Source organism: Tamlana sp. s12 (genome assembly GCF_016767215.1).
GTDB lineage: Bacteria > Bacteroidota > Bacteroidia > Flavobacteriales > Flavobacteriaceae > Pseudotamlana > Pseudotamlana agarivorans.
Genome location: NZ_CP068547.1, coordinates 2,785,454 through 2,804,984, shown reverse-complemented (window position 1 = coordinate 2,804,984; position 19,531 = coordinate 2,785,454). Strand labels below are relative to the sequence as shown.

General features: G+C 34.3%; 8 protein-coding genes. 3 read left to right on the top strand and 5 right to left on the bottom strand.

All coding sequences use genetic code 11. The annotated features are described in order from the left end of the window. From JJL45_RS12170 to JJL45_RS12155, 4 genes are all read right to left on the bottom strand, one after another. On the bottom strand, positions 1-2,379 hold the full coding sequence (locus JJL45_RS12170; protein ID WP_082935870.1) for a glycoside hydrolase family 3 N-terminal domain-containing protein: 2,379 nt from the start codon (positions 2,377-2,379) through the stop codon (positions 1-3). Positions 2,380-2,392: 13 nt separating this feature from the next. Then, the gene (locus JJL45_RS12165) at positions 2,393-3,928 is read right to left on the bottom strand and encodes a RagB/SusD family nutrient uptake outer membrane protein (protein WP_082935871.1); all 1,536 of its coding nucleotides are present in this window, start codon (positions 3,926-3,928) and stop codon (positions 2,393-2,395) included. 10 nt (positions 3,929-3,938) lie between these two features. Beyond that, entirely contained in the window at positions 3,939-7,109 is a 3,171-nt protein-coding gene (locus JJL45_RS12160; protein ID WP_068602423.1) for a SusC/RagA family TonB-linked outer membrane protein, read from the bottom strand. A gap of 195 nt (positions 7,110-7,304) precedes the next feature. Beyond that, entirely contained in the window at positions 7,305-11,213 is a 3,909-nt protein-coding gene (locus tag JJL45_RS12155; protein ID WP_068602424.1) for a two-component regulator propeller domain-containing protein, read from the bottom strand. Positions 11,214-11,729: 516 nt separating this feature from the next. Between JJL45_RS12155 and JJL45_RS12150 the strand changes: the two genes are divergently transcribed. Continuing rightward, entirely contained in the window at positions 11,730-12,683 is a 954-nt protein-coding gene (locus tag JJL45_RS12150; protein ID WP_169815710.1) for a family 16 glycosylhydrolase, read from the top strand. A gap of 501 nt (positions 12,684-13,184) precedes the next feature. Here JJL45_RS12150 and JJL45_RS12145 read toward each other — a convergent pair. Beyond that, positions 13,185-14,795, bottom strand: coding sequence for a tetratricopeptide repeat protein (locus JJL45_RS12145; protein WP_068602425.1), 1,611 nt, complete (start codon positions 14,793-14,795; stop codon positions 13,185-13,187). 1,147 nt (positions 14,796-15,942) lie between these two features. On the opposite strand from JJL45_RS12145, the gene JJL45_RS12140 reads away from it, so the two are divergent. Together JJL45_RS12140 and JJL45_RS12135 are read left to right on the top strand one after the other, a co-directional pair. Next, positions 15,943-18,480: a glycoside hydrolase family 2 TIM barrel-domain containing protein gene (locus JJL45_RS12140; protein ID WP_068602427.1), complete on the top strand. Its 2,538-nt coding sequence runs from the start codon at positions 15,943-15,945 to the stop codon at positions 18,478-18,480. A gap of 15 nt (positions 18,481-18,495) precedes the next feature. Further along, entirely contained in the window at positions 18,496-19,512 is a 1,017-nt protein-coding gene (locus tag JJL45_RS12135) for a zinc-dependent alcohol dehydrogenase (RefSeq protein ID WP_068602428.1), read from the top strand. Positions 19,513-19,531: the final 19 nt, after the last annotated feature.

The window sequence follows — 19,531 nt, the reverse complement described above, 5'->3', positions numbered from 1 at the left end:
TTAATTTTTTAATTTAATTAGTTGTGGAACATTAAGCATGGTTGTTTTCAAGCTTTTATCTGATGACGAGTTTCCAGTCATAATCGTGAAATCTCCAGGCTCAACAACAAAATTGTATGCACTGTCGTACATGGCTAAACTTTCCGCATTAATAGTTAATGATACCGTTTTTGTTTCTCCAGGGTTAAGCGATACACGTTTGTATGCTTTTAGTTCTTTTACAGGACGTGTGTACGAGCTCACTTCGTCGTGAATGTAGAGTTGAACCACTTCGTCTCCAGCAACTTTTCCTGTATTGGTAACTTCGACAGTAGCCGTAATTTCATCGTCAATTCCGGAAAAGGAAGTTTTTGATAATTTAGGTTCTGAAAACTTGAAAGTTGTATAGCTTAATCCGAATCCAAAAGGGTGTAAAGGCACTTTTTTCTCGGTGTTGTATTTATGAATATAAGCGGTTGGTTTGTGGTTGTACACCATTTGTAATTGACCAACACTACGCGGAATGGTTAATGGTAACTTCCCTGAAGGATTTACTTGTCCGAATAAAATTTCGGCAGTAGCTTGTCCTGCAAATGCACCACTTTCCCAAGTGTTTAAAACCGCAGCAACGTTATTTTCTAACCAAGGTTCTGCAATAGGGCTTCCACTAACGTAAACTACAATTACAGGTTTCCCTAAAGCTATAATTTCTTTAGCCAGTTTTAATTGGTTTCCAGAAAGCTGTAAAGTAGCTCGATCTACATTTTCGCCTGTCGTTTTGCGACCCCAATCGTGACGGAAAGAATTTTCACCTAAAACTAATACCGATAAATCGGCTTGTTTTGCTTTTTGAGCCGCTTTAGAAATGTTGGCATCGGTAATTTCTTTAGAACGATCGCCAGCATCAAAATAATCGATGCTATAACCGTTAGCTTCACCAATTGTAGTGATGCCCTCTAGCATAGTAACAACATTTTCTTCAGGCTGTGGAGATACCCAGTCACCTAAAGTGGTTTGATTATTGGCATTTGGTCCTGTAATAAAAATGGTTTTACTCTTACCATTGGTTGATAATGGTAAAATGTTTTTATCATTTTTCTGTAAAACAATGGCTTTTCTAGCTTGCTCTAAGGCATTTTCTTGATGTGATTTTGCAAAGTTTGTGCTTTTGGCTTTTTCAACATCTATAAAAGGGTTTTCAAAAAGTCCCAATTTAAATTTAGCTTCTAAAATTTTACGACATGCATAATCTACACGCGCTTCATCAACTTTACCTTCGTTAACTAATTCGATAAGAAGTTTGTCGAAAATAGGGCCGTGCATGTTCATATCCATACCCGCATTTATAGAAAACTCGATGGATTGTTTAAAATCTTTAGCTACGTGATGCCAAATATCAATTCTAGAAATATCGTTCCAATCGCTTACGTAGAAGCCTTCAAACCCCCAACGGTCGCGCATTAAATCGTTCATCATGAACTTATCCATATGTCCTGGTAATCCAGCAACTTCGTTATGTGCAGCCATGATTGAATACACATTTGCCTCTTGTACAGCACGACGGTATGGTGGTAAAAATATTTCGAATAAAGTACGTTTAGACACATCGGTTGGAGAGGCATTTAAACCGTTAATTGAAGAACTTCCTGCAATTAAATGTTTGGCACAAGCAATAACGCTTTCTGTTCCCGAAAAATCATCAGACTGTAAACCGTTTATTGTGGCAACTCCCATATTTCCCACTAAAAAAGGGTCTTCACCATAGGTTTCGCCAGTACGTCCCCAACGCGGGTCGCGTAAAACATCTATGTTTGGAGTAAACGACCAGTGCATTCCGTTTGCTCGCATTTCTAATGCTGTTTGGCGGCTACCTTCTTTAATTAAAGCATCATCAAAAGTTGCAGCTTGCGAAATAGGCGAGGGGTAAATGGTCGAACCACTTACCAACCCGTTTCCATGAATGGCATCGATACCGATTAATAAAGGAATTTTTAATGGTGATTTTTGCGCTAAACGTTGCAGGTGATTGGCTTCTTCAGGTGTTACCACATGAAGAAAAGACCCCACGTGACCAGCTTCAGCTAAACGCCCAATACTATCGCTATGCACCCCTGGATAAAATCCTAAAGCATCATTTTTTTCAAGTTCTTCAGGTGTCAGTTCGTTTTCGGCATGTTTCATATGCTCTAAACCTACGTACTGACACATTTGATAGACTTTGTCTTCCAACGTCATACGAGACATTAAATCTGAAACACGATCGTTCACAGAGGCAGTCGCGTCCAAATACAGTGGATTACCATCTGTTGAACTTGCTTTAGTATTATCTTGGTTTTTGCACGACACTAGTACTGTTAGTAGTGAGAATGCGGTAATGCTTATGTTTTTAAAAATGTTCATATGTTATTTGCTATTAATATCCTGGGTTTTGGTCGTCTTGAGTTATCGCTTGATTTCCAGATAATTCAGTAGAAGGGATTGGTAACAACATGTTTTTTTCATCTTCTGGGTAAACAAAATCTTTATTCCCCATAACCGAATTGTTATGTGTGTGAATCACTTCTTCTAAGAAATAGTCAAACCCACGTCTTCTCGTATCGAAAAACTCATGGTTTTCAGCTAATAACTCATATTGACGTTCTCTCATAATACGGGTTCTAAAATCGTCTTGAGAAAGTGTACTTGGAAAATCTGCCGGCTCTGTTGCTGTTCCAGATTCTGTATTTCTAGCACGTGCTAAAACTTCATTAACATAACCTAAAGCTTCAGCAGTAGGGCCATTTATTTCATTTGTTATTTCAGCTAACATCAGTAATAAATCGGCATATCTTAATTTTAATAAATTTCTACTGGTGGTTGTCCCGTTAAAATCAGGCTCTAAATATTTTTTAATGGCAGCATAGCCATCGTTACCATTAAGTTGTTTCGGGTATATCTTTTTAGTTTTATATGAACCGTTATTCGGGTTGTGTTGTTCGAAACTATCATATAAAAAAGTAGATTCTATCCTTGGATCACCTGGGTATTGAGTGATATGTTGGTCATATACTTCTTTGTTAGGGCGAATTCTACCAAAAGTATCATACTCGTAGTAACCTTTTAAAGTATAAGATCTGATTATATCAGAATTTCGTACCGCACCATTTTCACCATACTGAATTTCAAATATAGCTTCGGTGGTATTCTCATTTCCAGGTACAAAAAGTTCGGCGTAAGTAGGCGTTAAGCTATAAGCACCATAAACTTGAATAGCCTCGTCGTACGCTTTTTGCCATAAAAAGTCTTCGTTAAGTTCGCCAGCTAATGTCATATAAACTTTAGCTAAAAACATATTTGCTGCTGTTTTTACAGGACGATCTACAAGATATTCACCTGGGTTTGGCAATAATAATTTTGCCATTTCAAAATCGGCTATAATTTGATCGTAAACATCTTCTTTTTTACTTCTTGGCGTATGAAGCGTTTCTGCAGTTGTTGGCTCTAATTTTAAAGGTACACCTCCAAAATAACGTACTAAATCAAAATAAGTGGCTGCACGAATAAAATGGGCTTGACCTAAAGCAATATCTCTATTAGTAAGATTTGAGTCTTCAAGATTTTTAATGATGCCATTAGCTACATTTACAGTAGTATACATAGCAGGCCATAAACGGGTTAACCAAGTATTGTTTGGTAAGCAGTTTAAACTTGTAGCATCTTGACTGGCGCCTTGGTTAGACCAAAATTTACCAGACATAGGGGCTACCAAGCCGTGGATTGACGACCCGTGGTATCCTGGGTCTGCATAACTTTGGTATAAACCATTAATGGCTGATTCTAAGCCGTCTTCAGTTGAAAATATTTGATCTTCACTGAAAAAAGTTTGAGGTTCCTCGTCTAACATTTTTTCACAGCTGCTTAGAACAAATATCACGAGTACTAAAACGAAGGGTGTTATATATTTTTTCATAATTAATTTTCTAAAATGTGAGGTTTAATGAGATTGCAAAAGATCTTTGATTTGGAAATGAATTCCAATCAAGGCCTACACGACCTGGGTCATAAGAGAAGCTGTTAACTTCAGGATCAAATCCGCTGTATTTAGTAAATAACAACAGGTTTCTTCCGGATACCGACAGGTAAGCATTATCAATAAAACCAATGTCATCAACAGGAAGATTGTAACCAAGGGTTATATAGCTTAAACGCATGAAGCTGCCATCTTCAACTAAACGATCTGTAAATCCTGTATCGTCGGCTAAATCGTAACCAACTCTTGGGTAAGTTCCACTAGTGTTTGTTGGAGTCCATGCTTTGGTGTAAGCTTCTGTTCTAACATTGTTTGAGTTGTTATCAGCATAAGCTTCACGAAGTAAATTTCCATTAGCAATTTCATTACCCTCTGTTCCGTAGAAGAATAAGCTTAATGAAACACCTTTATAATCGAACTTAGTACCAAAACCGTAGTTGAAATCTGGGTTAGGGTCTCCAATAATTGTTAAATCGCTATCATCAATAACACCATCATTATTTTGGTCTACAAGATTAACATCACCTAATTGAGGGGCCATACCATTAAAAACGGCAGCATTGGTAAGTTCTGTATCGTTAGAAATAATACCATCGGTAGCATAACCGTAAAATAAACCTGGTGCTTCTCCTTCAATAAAAATGTTTGCAGGTGTTTTAAAGTAATTACCACCAGAAATTTGACGACCTAAAAAGGCAGAGTAGGTTTCGGTTCCAAATTGTGCGGGAGGTAAGTCTAACTCTGTAATTTCATTTCTGTTTACAGCAAAGTTCCCATATACATTCCATGTGAAATCTTCTTTAGAGATAATATCTGCTGATATAGAGAATTCGACACCTTTGTTAGTAATATTTCCTTGGTTGGCATAGTAATTTGAGAATCCAGTAGAAGGGCCTATTTCAACATTAAGTAATAAATCTGAAATGTCTTTGTAATAAACATCTGTTGTAATTAATACTCTGCTATCCCATAACCCTAAGTCTAAACCTGCATTATATTGGCTAGTAGTTTCCCAAGTTAAATCTGGATTTGCCAAATTAATAGGGGTAATTGCTGTTAAAGCACCACCATTTGCACTAGAATAAGGGCTTTGGGTTGGGCCATAAGGTGCTATAGTTCTGTAATTAGGAATGCCTTGGTTTCCTGTTAATCCCCAACCTACACGTAATTTGGTTTCGGTAACACTTTCAGAATTTCTTAAAAAGGCTTCTTCGTTTATTTTCCAAGCAAGCGCAAAAGAAGGGAAGTGCCCCCAACGGTTTCCGTTAGCAAACTTGCTACTTCCATCAGCTCTATACGTAGCGGTAAATAAGTAACGGTCTAATAAGGTATAATTAAAACGCCCTAAGAATGAAATAATAGTTTCTCTTTGTTTGTCTAAAAACATAGGCTGAAAAACTTGCCCGTAAGAAATACCATCTGCTCTTAAATCTTCATTAGGGAAATCGGATGCCTGGTTGGTAGTACGTTTTATGATGCTTTGATCAAATACTGTACCTACAGTTCCGTTTATTCTATGGTTTTTGTTGAAACGTTTTTTATACATTAACGTATTATCAACATTATATCTAAAGCGATTTAATGTACTCATTCCAGCTTCACCATTAGCTCTGTTACCTCTGTCTAGCCCTGTTCCATACCAAACTTGACGTTCTTTATTTCTGTAATCTGCACCAAAACGTAAACGGTAAGTTAAATCGTTAGTCAGTTTGTAATCTAATTTAACGGCACCTAGTAATCTCAGTTCGTTTGATAAATCATCATAATCTGAAATCCACGCTCTTGGTCCATCTAAATTTTCTTCAAAATCATCACCAGCATTATTATTGTCTTCAAAACCTAGAAAAGGCGCTCCTGAAACAATTTGTCTAATCAAGTTGTTATTTGTTCCTCCTAAATTATCGGTGCCTTTAGATGCTGAATTTTCGGTGTATGAAGCAGACAATTTTGTACCTAATTCTAATTTACTAGTTAAATCGTTATTTAAGTTAACAACAAAATCGGTGCTTTTAGCAAATGATCTTGGAACAATACCTTCTGTATTAGAATGCCCTCCACCTATATAGTAGTTGCCATTTTCGCCACCACCAGAAACAGTAAGTCTGTAGTTGGTAGAGATTGCCGTTTGGTAAGTGTCATCGCTCCAATTTACGCCTTCTAATCTTTCAATAGAATCGGCGTTATTAATCATGTAATCTTCACTGTTAACAAATTGCGCAATACTACCATCAGGATAAGTGTAATAACTAGGTAAAAAACCATCATTTGCTTTTATGTCATTTTGATAATCAACATAGCCCTTAGTGTCAAGTACATCAATATTGTTTGAAATAGTACCAATAGAAGAAACCGCGCTAAAATTAAATTTAGCTTCGCCACTTTTTCCTTTTTTGGTTGTAATTAAAATAACCCCATTAGCTCCTCTTGAACCATAAATAGAGGTAGCAGAAGCATCTTTTAACACTTCAATATTTTCAATATCTCTAGGGTTTATTCCTGTAATACCGCCTTGTGGTGATAAATAACTATTTCCTCCAGATAAAGGGTCTAAAGTATCTTCGGTAGCAGAATCTACAATAATACCATCTATAACATATAATGGTTCTGTGTTTCCTGTTAAACTATTAAGACCTCTAATTTTAATGCTAGAAGGTGCACCAGGCTCAGAACCCAATTGTCTTACAGTAACACCGGCTACATTACCTTGTAAAAGTCCTTCAACACCTTGTGTTTGATCGACACTATTTTGGGTTGGTTTTACAGTACCTACCGATCCTGTTAAGTCTTTACGCATAACCTGGCCGTAACCAATAACAACGACCTCGTCTAAAACTTTTTGGTCGGTTTCAAGTATTATAGTTAAATCTAATTGGTTTTTAACAGTAATTTCTTTAGAAACAAATCCTAAATAGCTAACAGATAAAACAGCAGGTAGGTTTGGTACGGTGATTTCAAAATATCCATCAAAATCTGTTACCGTACCTGTAGTAGTAGATTTTAAGATTATAGAAGCTCCTGGTAAGGGAAACTTAGAGTCGTCTACCACGGTTCCTTTAATTGTTTTTTGAGCAAACAATCCGAAGGGTAGAATTAGTAGTAATAAACAGAAACGTTTTTTCATAATGGTTTAGTTTGAATTTAGTTTAGCTAAACTACTTTATTGGTTTAAAAATGCAGTTTGAAATACATCATAAAAGGTTCAATTATTGTCAAACCCTTAAAAATACTGGGTTTTTAAGGGTTTGTTAATTGATTAATATAAAAAAAAGATGTGTTTTTTATGAATGTGATACTAGAAGTAAAACACGATTTTAGATTATTTTTCCTTCAAAGAATCTAAAAACTTACTAGGCGTAAGGCCATAAAACTTCTTAAATGAGGTGCTAAAATATTTAGGATTTGAAAATCCGGAGCGGTAAGCCACTTCTTTAATGCTGCTAGTATTTTCTATAAGCAATTTTTTAGCATGCTTTAATTTGGTATGTATAATAAAATCTTGAGGTGATAAATCAACCAGATTTTTAAGCTTCATATATAAGGATGTTCTACTCATGTTAAAACTTGCCGATAAATCGTGTACAGAGAACGATTCATTTTCAATATTCTTAATAATAGTATCCTCTAAGTTTTCTAGAAAATCCTGGTCGTTTTTATTTCTGAATAATGACGCATTATCGGCATCGTTATTCTGAATAAATTTATCGCGTAATTTTTTCTGCCACTTTAAAGTATTTACCATTTTGGCTAGTAAAAACTTAATTTCTATAGGTTTTTCGATGTATTCTGAAATACCATTCTCTATACTTTCTAGTTTTTGTGCCGAATTTTGTAGCACTGTTAGCATAAAAACAGGAATGTGATTTAAATTTATATCGTCTTTCAACTGTTTAGCCATTTGCATGCCATCCATCTCTGGCATAATAAGGTCGGTAAGAATAATGTCCGGAAATATTTGCGAGGCCATTTCCAAGCCTTCTTTTCCGTTAGAGGCTTCAAATATTTGAAAATAGACCCCAAGGGTTTTTACCAAAACGTCTCGCAGTTCATCATTATCTTCAACAATTAAAATTTTGCTATCACTAAAGGTTTCAATTTCAGAAGGGTCTTCACTTTCTAATTCAATAATATTGTCGACTGGTTTTTCTTTTGAAAATATTTTTTTATCGTATTCAAATTTCAAATTCTTAAGTACTACAGTAAATGTCGTGCCTTTATTTTCTTCACTGGTAAAATCGATACTACCTCCTGTTTTTTCTAATAGTTTCTTAACCATCATTAAACCTAGACCTGTTCCGGGGCGCTGACTGTTAATTACGTTTCTAGCACGGTAATAACGCTTAAGAATAAACTTTTGTTGGTCTTTTGGGATGCCTAAACCTTCATCACTAACCTCGATTTTCAACTCCCGCATGTTGTCTTGGTAGAGGTTTATGGTTATGGTGCTGTTTTCGAAGGAATATTTTATAGCATTGGTGATGAGGTTTAATATAATTTTATCGAAATCGTCTTTATCAAAATAAAATTCGCCTTCATTCCAATGGTTGTTAAGTTCAATTTTTAAGTTTTTTTCTTTGGTTAAAGGTTCAAAATTATGAATGCGTTTTTTGATGTGGCGTTCAACGTAGATTTTAGTAATATCAATATGTTCCGCAGAATCTGATGTCGCTTTTTGAAAATTCAGCATTTGTTCAAAAAGGGAATTGATGCGCTTAACCGTTGTTTTTATTCTTTTTTTAGAATCTTCGTTAGTTCCTGCGTTTTCGGTAACACTATCAAGTGATGAAATTAAAATGGTTAAAGGCGTTTTAATTTCGTGCGTAACATTGTTGAAAAAATCGATTTGTTCATCGGCATTTTTCTTTTTTACGATAACACTAGTAAAATGTATAATGGTTAAAATAATGCCAATTAAAAGCACAAAATACAAGAAATAAGCTTTGTTGGTAGCCCACCAAGGCGATAGAATGGTGATTTTGATTTGGCGTGTATCACTAGAATTAGCGTATTTGCTGAAGGCTTTAATTTTAAAAACATACTGGCCAGGACTTAAATTGGTATAAGATGCATAATGTGCAGGGCTAGGGGGCGTCCAGGCTTTGTCAAAACCTTCTAGAATATAGGCATATTTGATTTTCGATGCCGAACTGTGTAAAACCCCTGTAAAATGGATTTCGATAGAGTTTTCATCATGGTTTAAAGTGATAGACTCTGTATCGTTAATAGGTTTTGTTAGGATGCCTCCTCCAGGTTGAACGGTTTTATTAAATAGCTTGAAGGAATCGAATACTAATTTGGGTGTGTAACTGTCGTTTTTAATGCTATACGGATTAAAAAGGGTAACCCCTGTAACGCCTCCAAATGCAAATAAACTGTCGCTTAGTTTATTGTAACTTCCGTAATTAAATTCGGTGCTCGCTAAACCATCACGGCTATCAAAAACATTTATAATGGTGTCTTTTTGGTTAATGTTTATATTAGCTAATCCTTTGGTAGTACTTGCCCAAATAGTAGAGTCTGACGTCGTTACAATGCCTTGAACAATGTCAGAAGGCATTCCGGAGTCTATGGTGAGTTTTTTTACAGCATTTGTTTCGGAATTATAAAATACAAGACCTTGACCGTTGGTTGCTAAAATAAGATTGCCGTTTTGGGTTTCGTAGCTACTATTAATTGTAGAGTATCCTAATGTATTAATATTAGGTTTTAAAGCTTCAATTAAATTGAAATCTTTCGTAATTGGGTTTATGGTATATACACCATATCTTCCAGTAGTAAGTATGTTTCCTTTATGTGTTTCTGTAATAGATTTTAATTGCTGTATGGGGTAAGTTTCAATACCTCCAGTTGGTTTAATTACAGCTAAATCACCTTCTATACCACCAACCCAAATGTTGCTTTTAGAATCTTTGTAGACCGAATATATTTTGGTTAAAAGTTCCGGGTGTATTTTGTTGTAATGCGTGATTTTAAGTGAGTTAACATCCAGTTTAAAAAGGCCGTCGTTGTATGTGCCAACCCACATATAATCATTGTCGGGCTCTAAGGCCATTACAATGTCTTGTTGGTTATTTTGTTGACCAGAGAGGCTAGGGATGTGCTGCCATGTGTTTTTGGGTCTGTTCCAAATACTAATTCCTTTTTTGGTGCCAAACCATAGGTTACCATTTTTATCTTTGGCAATAGCCCTAGTAAAATCAGAAACAATACTGTTTTTGTCATTAAAACGGTGACGTATTTTAATATAAGGTAATCTATTGGAATCGAAGTAATTAATACCACCACCATAGGTAGCAACCCATAAAATATTTTCTTTATCGAAGAGAATATCATAAACACCATTACTAGATAAGGTGTTTGGGTTATTAGGGTCTTCAATAAAATGATCGAGGATAGAAAAAGTAGGTGTTACGTGATAAATCCCATCACCATCGGTAGAAATATAATAGCTATTGTCCCTGTTTTTAATCACATCGGTTATAGAGTGTGTCAGGTTTGTTTTTAAATCTATTTTAGTAACCGCAAGAGATTTCGTATTTATTTTAAACAGTTTCCCTGTTTTTGTACCAATTATAAAATTGTTGTCTAACCGTGTTACAAGGCTAATCTTATTAAGTTCGTTGTCTAAATTCTTTTTTTCTAAAGTGTCATGAGAAGTATCATATACATAAAGTCCTTTTTGAGTGCCGAAAATAATATGGTCTTGATAAGTGTTTAATGATTGAATGTTATGATTACTAACCATCCTAATCAATTCGTTAGTATTCGATGTGGTGTCGTATTTCCATAAACCATTAAATCCGCCAACCCATATATTACCACGACTATCTTCTTTTATTGTAGTGACTAACGAGGGGTTTATGTCCGAATTATTCTTAACCGGTTTAAAAACATCTAATTTAGAATCGTAGAGGCACACGCCGTTTTCTAGTCCAATCCAAACCCGTTGTTTGGAATCTATAAAAACTTCTTTGGTTCGGTTGCTAAAAAAATCGGGTAAACCACTATACGTATTGTATATTTTATAGAATTTAGAATTATGTTTTAAAACACCTTCTTCGGTTGCAATCCATAAATTCCCAATAGTATCCTGTGCCAAAGCGTAGGTAATACTTTGTGTAGATACATTCTCTCCTTTTAATTTCTGAAATTCAATGTTATTTTGAGAAAAAGTGAATTGAATAAAAAGAAAGAAAATAAACAGTTTTATGTTTAGTTTTAATGTCAAGGCGTAGTTTATTAGCAAATAAATGTACTTAATTTATTTTTATTGAATACAATTGTTATAGAAGTTGTAAATCTAATTAATAAAAAAAATCAGATTAAATTTAACCTGTGACTTTAAAATCTACACTTTTAAATGGTAATTCCCTCATTGTTAAAACAAACTTAAATTTTTTTTTGAATACACCGTTTGGCACCTCAGATTGTTTTAAAATTACATAGAAGGTTCAACTAAAATGGGTTTAATTAGTTTTAAGTCAGTCGATTATAAAAGTGTTCAGTTTTAGTCTAGTTTTCTAAAAGCATTTTATAATTTATAATTTCTAATATTGCGGAAAGTATAAAATGAAATTAAATACCAGTAAATAAATTCTTATTACTACTAACAGAGTTTAGTGTTTTGTCTTGTTATACTCCAACCGATGAAGAACTAAGTAATTTAGAAAATAATACGACTCCAGAAATTGGATTCGAGCTATATACCAATTTAACCTAAATAAAATTTAAAAAAATGAATGAAATGAAATATGTAATATTATTATGCGTCATGTTCGCTTTTAGTTGTGATAAAGCAGACACTCCTATTAATGATGACCAAGAAATTGAAGATCCAGGAAACGGAGGTGATGAAAATGAAGGTAATGAGAATGAAGGTGGTGAAAATGAAGAAGAAGATATGTATATGCTTCCCGAAGCACTGCCTGTTTTAGAAGCAGGTAAAACTTGGACGTACCAAGATAAATTTTCAAACGAATTTTCAGCCGATAAATCATCTGAAGAATTTACAGCTAATTGGCAGGATAAATTTTTCAATGGTTGGAAAGGGCCTGATAAAACGAGATATACCGCGTCGCGTTCTTCAATTGTAGATGGCGAAATGATATTTGAAGCTGCTGTGGTTAATGGAACTGTTGAAACAGGTTGTATTAGCTCTAAAGAAATGGTTGAGTATCCTATGTATATGGAAGCTCGAGTTAAAATTAGCAATTCGCCATTGTCTTCTGCTGTGTGGATGCTAAGTGAAGATTCTACGCAAGAAATAGACAATCTAGAGGCCTATGGCGATGTGACAAACGACTATTTTTCTAAGCGATTACATTTAAGTCATCATGTGTTTATTAGAGATCCGTTTCAAGATTATCAGCCAACAGGCCCAGAAACTTGGTATGCTGATGGTAAAAACACCGTTTGGTCGCAAGATTACCATACGTACGGCGTTTTATGGTGGGGCCCTAGAGATTTAAGATATTATGTAGATGGTGAAGAAGTTAGAAGAACTCCTGAAGATGAAATAGATCCAGAAAATTACACAAATGGTACTGGTTTAGTAAAACCTATGTATTTAATTATAAGTCAAGCTGCACAGGGTTGGAGAGAGAATAGTGGAATAGACTACCTTACCGATCCGGGAGTAACAACTCCAGAAAGAACTAGAAATTATTTTGATTATATCAGGGTATTTAAGCCTGAGTAAACCACTTTTTAATCTGTATATAAAACGTCTAAAAATTTACATTTTTAGACGTTTTTTTTTATGATAGACCTTTAACGTTAATAGAAAGAAATAGCTCGCATACATCATCAGCAACAGTTTTAACGGCTAGAAATTTTTCTCTAGAAGATGATATAATGGTACAAATACTTGAAATTTTTCATGGATTAAGGAGATGGGGTGTCTGGTGCGGCGGAACTGAAGCCTTTTAGGATTAAAAATTTCGACTCCAAAGGTTTCTAAAACCAAGCAGATATTTTAGCCGCAGAAGCTATTAAAAACCTAAATAATTGATGAAGAGACTACTTTAGTTAGTATAAGTATATAATCTAAACTTGAATTCGTAATAAATCCTATCACTTCGAAGAAATTCAATTGTAAACTAAATAAACCTCATAAATCAATAGACTTATGAGGTTTTGTTTAAGATATTTGCGTTACACAGATTCAATTCGAATCCGATACATGTTATTCATTTAAATTTTAAAAATCATTTATAAAATCGGATAAATTATCATTGCGTTCTAAACCTAATTTTTTTCTTAGTCTGTAGCGTGATGTGTGTACACTTTCTACACTTATTCCTAAAATGGATGCCATTTCCTTACTTGAGAAATTTAGCTTAATTAAAGCGCATAACTTTTGGTCGGTTTGGCTTAGTTTAGGGAATTTTTCAGTGATGTTAGCATAAAAGCTTTGGTTAATGTTGGTAAACCTAGCTTCAAATTCCTTCCAATTACTCGCCGTATTGCCTTGAATGCTCTTTACCATACGTTTTATAACCGTTGTGTCTATTTGGTTATTCTGCTTGGATAATTTAGAGTTTATAGACTCTAAAAACTCATCCTTTTCAATAAGTTGTAAAGCTGAAGACGCCAATTGCTTGTTTTTTAACTCTAGAATATCATTTTGCCTTTTACGCTCAATTTCTTGTTGCTTTTTAATGTATTGTTTTTCCGATTTATGCTTGATTCTTAAGTTTCTAATAAAGACTGCGGCAAACAAGGAAATAAATAAAACAACGACAACTAAAAGGATGGTTTTTAGCAACCAGATTTTGTCTTCATGCTCTAGTTCAGCTAGTCGTTTCTCTTTTAATAAGGCGTCTTGTTTTTGTTTTTCAACCCTAAAATCATCTTTAATCTCTAATAAATGCTGGTTGTTTTTACTACGGCCACCAAAAATATTATTGTTTAACTCATTGGCTTGTAAAAGCGCTTGGTAAGCTTCTTTGTATTTATGGTTTGCTTGATATAATTCCGATAAAGATTCATAGTTTCTTGGGGCATAATTACTATGAGTATGGTATTTTTCACCGAGCTCTAGTGATTTTTTGAAATAACTCTCACTCAATTCAAAATCATTTAAGTCGCGATACACTTCACCAAATAAATAGTAAATTATGGTAAGGTAGGAGGGATCAACTCTTTTGAAATAGGCTTCAGATTCTTTCAACATGTCAATACCTTCCTTACAACTACCTTGTTTACACATAATGTATCCAAGCTCGGAAGTCGCAAAATACGGTGGGTTATCGGTTAATTTGCTATGGTATACGTTACTACTATCTAGATATTTTCGTGCCAGATCAAATTCCTCATTATTTCTATAGAAAACGGCAATAGAAAAATAATCGCTTCTTAAATTTGTATTGTAATCTACAGGATCGAGTCGTAATGTTTTATCAATAGCAATAGATTTGTTGAAGTACTTTAAAGCCTCGTCATCTCTTTTATAATAGCTATAAAGCCATCCTAGTTGGTTGTAGATACTTGCTATAGAAACGGAATCTTTAGATTTATCGGCCAAAAGAAGGGCATTCCAGTAGCCGTCATAAGATTTTCCGTAATTCACGTTGTGGGCATATAAAAAAGATAAATCTTTTAAACTGTTTATAGCAGCTAAGGTGTCTTTCTCTTTAAGTTGAAAATCAACACTTTTTTGAAAATAAACGGCAGCACTATCTGGCTTATCGTATTTTAGTTTATCTGCTTTTTGGTAAAATGAATCTCGTTCAGCTGGATTTTGACTGAATATAGTCTGAACTTGTAAAAGCGTTAAAATAGTTAGTAGGAAGAATTTTAAGGACTTCATAATATTTAATTGTTAGTTTGTTTTAGTCGCTATAATTGTGGTGGAGTTGGTATTTCTGTTTTTTCAAATGTAAATAAAAAAATCAGTGCAAAAAGGGTTGGCTTCGCTGTGTTCTACTTGTTTGTGTCTAGTGTGTTTTTAGATTTTTTGTTTATTTTAAATAAAATTATTGAAGTAAATACCTGTAAATGAGTTGGTTAAGTTGTGTGTGTGTTTTTTATTTGTCGTGTACACATCTGCTTTGTTGTTTTGTAATGTTCAGTTGTTGTCTAGTGTTAAATTCTTTAAATATCTCCGTTAAAATATATAATTGGTAATTTTTACTTGTTTTTGTCATCAAATCCATATTGCTTATCGTGTGTAAAATGTAGTTTACTCGAGTAGATTTTGATGTTATTAGAAATGCTTTTTCTAAAATGTTGAGTTAAATATGATAATGAGTGAATAGTATATAGGTGTATTTTACTTCATCATTTTTCAAATGTTATCAACACAAGCTCATGTATGTTAGTGCTTTATGTAATGTGATTGTTATTGTAAATGACTTCTTTAAAATGCTTCTACCTGAAATAAATTCAGTTCATATGTTATAAATATGGAATTATTTAGTCTTGATTGTGAGTTATCAGAATGTCCTGTCTAGTCGTGTGAAACATTTTTAAAAGGTATTTCTAATATGTACATCTTATATTATAGTGAGCTTGGTTCTTAATAGAAATGGCCTGTGTTTTTCTCGTTTTTGAGAATTTATGTTGTTCTGTAGTTTTAAAAATTATTTTCTGATCGTAATCAAAAGGATTTAAAAGTTTATCAGTTTTGTTTGTAAATTACACAAAAAGCTGGTGGTTTATGGGGTAGAGCGTGGTTCAACTAGTTTTAATCTACAAAAAACAATAGATTCATTTTGCATGCCCCTTGGAGCTATTTATTATATGTAAAGTATAAGTTTTGAAGTGATCTTAAGGTTTCGTGTTTAGGTTTAGACTAATCTATTTATGATGTAAATACATACGTTATTAACAGCTTGTTGAGTGTTTTTGTAGTTAAAAATCGAGGTATGGTAACTATTGTACAGTTCTAGTCTAGTGCTAATTCCCTGTTGATCTAATATTATAAACCATTTTTGTATTCTAATAATTTATTAAAAATGAAGAATCTATTTTGTGTTGTTTTTATTATTTGTATTCAATTTTTATCTTATTCTCAAAATAATAGTGAATTTGATAGGGAATTGGACTTTAATTTAAATTGGGACTTTTATTTAAGTGAATCCGATGAAGATTATAAGACTATAAACAAATCTAAATTCAAAAAAGTTAATCTGCCTCATGATTGGGTTGTTGAAAATGGTTTTGATGAGACTTTAGGCGATGATGCTAAAGCTACCGGTTTTATTCCAAGTGTAGGTTATGGCTATTATAAAAAGGAATTTAGTTTAAAAACAGAATCAAATGAATTAACCTATATTCTTTTTGATGGGGTATATAATAATTCAGAGGTATATATAAATGGTCACAAATTAGGATTTCATCCTTATGGGTATTCACCTTTCTATTACAATTTAACACCGCATTTAAATACAAATGGTAAACCTAATACTATTATAGTAAAGGTAGATCATAGCCGCTTTGCCGATAGCCGTTGGTACACTGGAGCAGGAATTTACAGAAACGTTAAATTAGTTACTACTAATAAACTTCATATTCCTATTTGGGGGACTTTTGTTACAACACCTTCTGTTACGGAAGATCTGGCAAAGGTTAAAATGGATTTAACTTTTAATAATGAATACAATTCGGATGAAAAAGTCTTTGTTACCACTAAGATTTTTGATGCTAAACAAAATGAAATCGCAAAAACAAGTTCTGAATTAGCTATTAAAGCGCAATCAAAAGCTGAAATCACTCAGGATTTAAATGTGAACCATCCTCAACTTTGGGATGTTAACTCACCATATATATACAAAGCAGTAACAACTATTAGTAAAAACAATAGGGTTATTGATGTGGTTGAAACCCCATTCGGAATTCGCACGATTAAGTTTGACACCAATAAAGGTTTCTTTTTAAATGGTATAAACATGAAAATTAAAGGTGTGTGTTTACATCACGATGGCGGTCTTGTTGGAGCAGCAGTGCCAAAAGATGTTTGGGAAAGACGCCTTAAAATTCTTAAAGATGGTGGTGTTAATGCCATAAGAATTTCTCACAATCCAGCTTCAAAGGAATTTTTAGAATTATGTGATGAAATGGGCTTTTTGGTGCAAGATGAGTTTTTTGATGAATGGGATAACCCTAAAGATAAACGTTTAAATACTAATGAAAAAAGTGTCGATTACGTTACTCGTGGTTATCAAGAACATTTTCAAGAATGGGCAAAGAAAGATTTAACGGCTATCATGTTAAGTCATCGTAACCACCCTTCAATCTTTCAGTGGAGTATTGGTAATGAAATCGAGTGGACCTACCCAAGAAATGCCGATGCAACCGGTTTTTTTGGAAATATGAACTGGAACGGAAATTACTTTTGGGACCAGCCGCCATATTCTCCAGAAAAAATTAAGGAACAGCTAGAAACGTTACCAAGAGGTAAATACGATATTGGTGAAACGGCTCAAAAGTTGTCACGCTGGACAAAAGCTTTAGATACGACTCGTCCTGTTACAGCAAATTTAATTTTACCATCGGTAAGTCATTTGTCTGGTTACACCGATGCTTTAGATGTAGTTGGGTATAGCTACCGACGAATTTTATATGATTACGGACACGAAAACTACCCGGATAAACCAATTATGGGAACCGAAAATTTAGCGCAGTACCACGAATGGAAATCCATTATGGAGCGTCCGTTTATTTCTGGAACTTTTCTTTGGACAGGTATTGATTATATGGGTGAAATTAGATCGCCTTGGCCAGTACGGGTACAACCTTCAGGCTTGTTAACAACCGCTGGTTTTCCAAAAGGGTCTTATTATATGATGCAGTCCTTATGGACCGAAAAACCAATGATTCATATTGCGACACAAACCATTGAAAAGTCATTAAATAAAATTGATGACAACGGTAACATTGTGGCTAAAAACCCTAACAAATGGAAGCACGCCCTTTGGGAATGGCAAGATGTTAATGACTATTGGAACTATGAAAAAGGGAAAATGATTTCGGTTGAAATCTACTCAAATTGCGATGAAATTGAATTGTTTTTAAATGGTAAATCTCTAGGGAAAAAATATTTAAAAGATTTCGAAGATCATATCTATAAGTGGGGTGTACCTTTTGCAGAAGGAACTTTACTGGCTAAAGGCTCTAAAGATGGTGTTGTAACCGAATCGAAGCTTATTACGGCCACCAAATCGTCTCAAATCGAGTTAATAGCTGATGACTTAACACTTGATGCAGATCATTACGATGTATCAAATATTGTGTTGCAATTGGAAGATAAACACGGAAATCCTGTAGCTACAGACGATCGTGAAATTCATTTTGAAATTTCTGGACCTGCCAAATTATTAGGTGTCGATAACGGTTGGAAAAAGAGTGTACAACCTTTTCAGTCTAACATAAACACCACACATAACGGTAAAACCTTATTAGTTGTTCAGGCTACAGGAACGCCAGGAACCATTCATGTGAAGGCTAAAGGTCGCGGATTAAAAACGGAAACGATTTCAATAAAAAGTAAATAAAAAATTAAAAAAGATATGAAAGCAACACGTTACGAAGGGGATAAAACCTTCAAAGTAATTGAAAAAGAAATGGCAGATCCAGCTGCTGGCGAAGTTAGAATTAAAGTCGCTTATGTTGGTGTTTGCGGAACCGATGTTCATATTTACCACGGTATGATGGACAAACGTGTAAACATTCCTGTAACCATCGGGCATGAAATGTCAGGGGTTATTGATGCCGTTGGCGATGGTGTTTCCGATTATGCCGTTGGCGATAAAGTTGTAGTTCGTCCGTTGGATGATAGAAAGGTAAAAGCTTCCGATAAAGGTTTCAATCACATTTGTGAAGAATTAAAATTTATCGGTATCGATAGTGAAGGGGCAATGCAACAATATTGGAATGTACCAACATTTACCTTACACAAATTAAAAGAAACAACCGATTTAAAACTGGCTGCTTTAATTGAACCTTTATCGGTTGCTACACACGATGTACGCAGAAGTGGTTTAGTAAAAGGTGAAACTGCTGTAGTTTTAGGTGGTGGTCCAATTGGTTTATTAGTGGCTATGGTGGCTAAAGAAGTTGGCGCACAAGTGATCATTTCTGAAGTGAACCCGAAGCGTATTGAAAAAGCAAAAGCTCTTGGTTTTGATGCTGTAAGTCCGATTGATGTGGATTTAGTGGAATACGTAAAAAGTAAAACAGAAAACCGTAGAGCCGATGTGGTTTTTGAAGTAGCTGGCGTACAACCTGCATTAGATATTATGTGTGAAGTTGCTGGAATTCGCGGTCGTATCGTGATGGTGGCTATTCACGGAGAGAAAAAACCAGTGGATTTATTTAAATTTTTCTGGAAGGAACTAAGCTTAATAGGGGCTCGAGTTTATGAGAAGGAAGATTACGAAAAATCTATCGAACTGATCACAGCAAACGAGTTACCGTTTGAAGAGATGATTACCGATGTACAGCCTTTAAGTAACATTCAACAAGTTTTCGAAAACATAGACAGCAATCCTGATGGCTTAAAAGTATTAATGGATTGTCAGTTATAAATTCTAAAAAATAAATAAA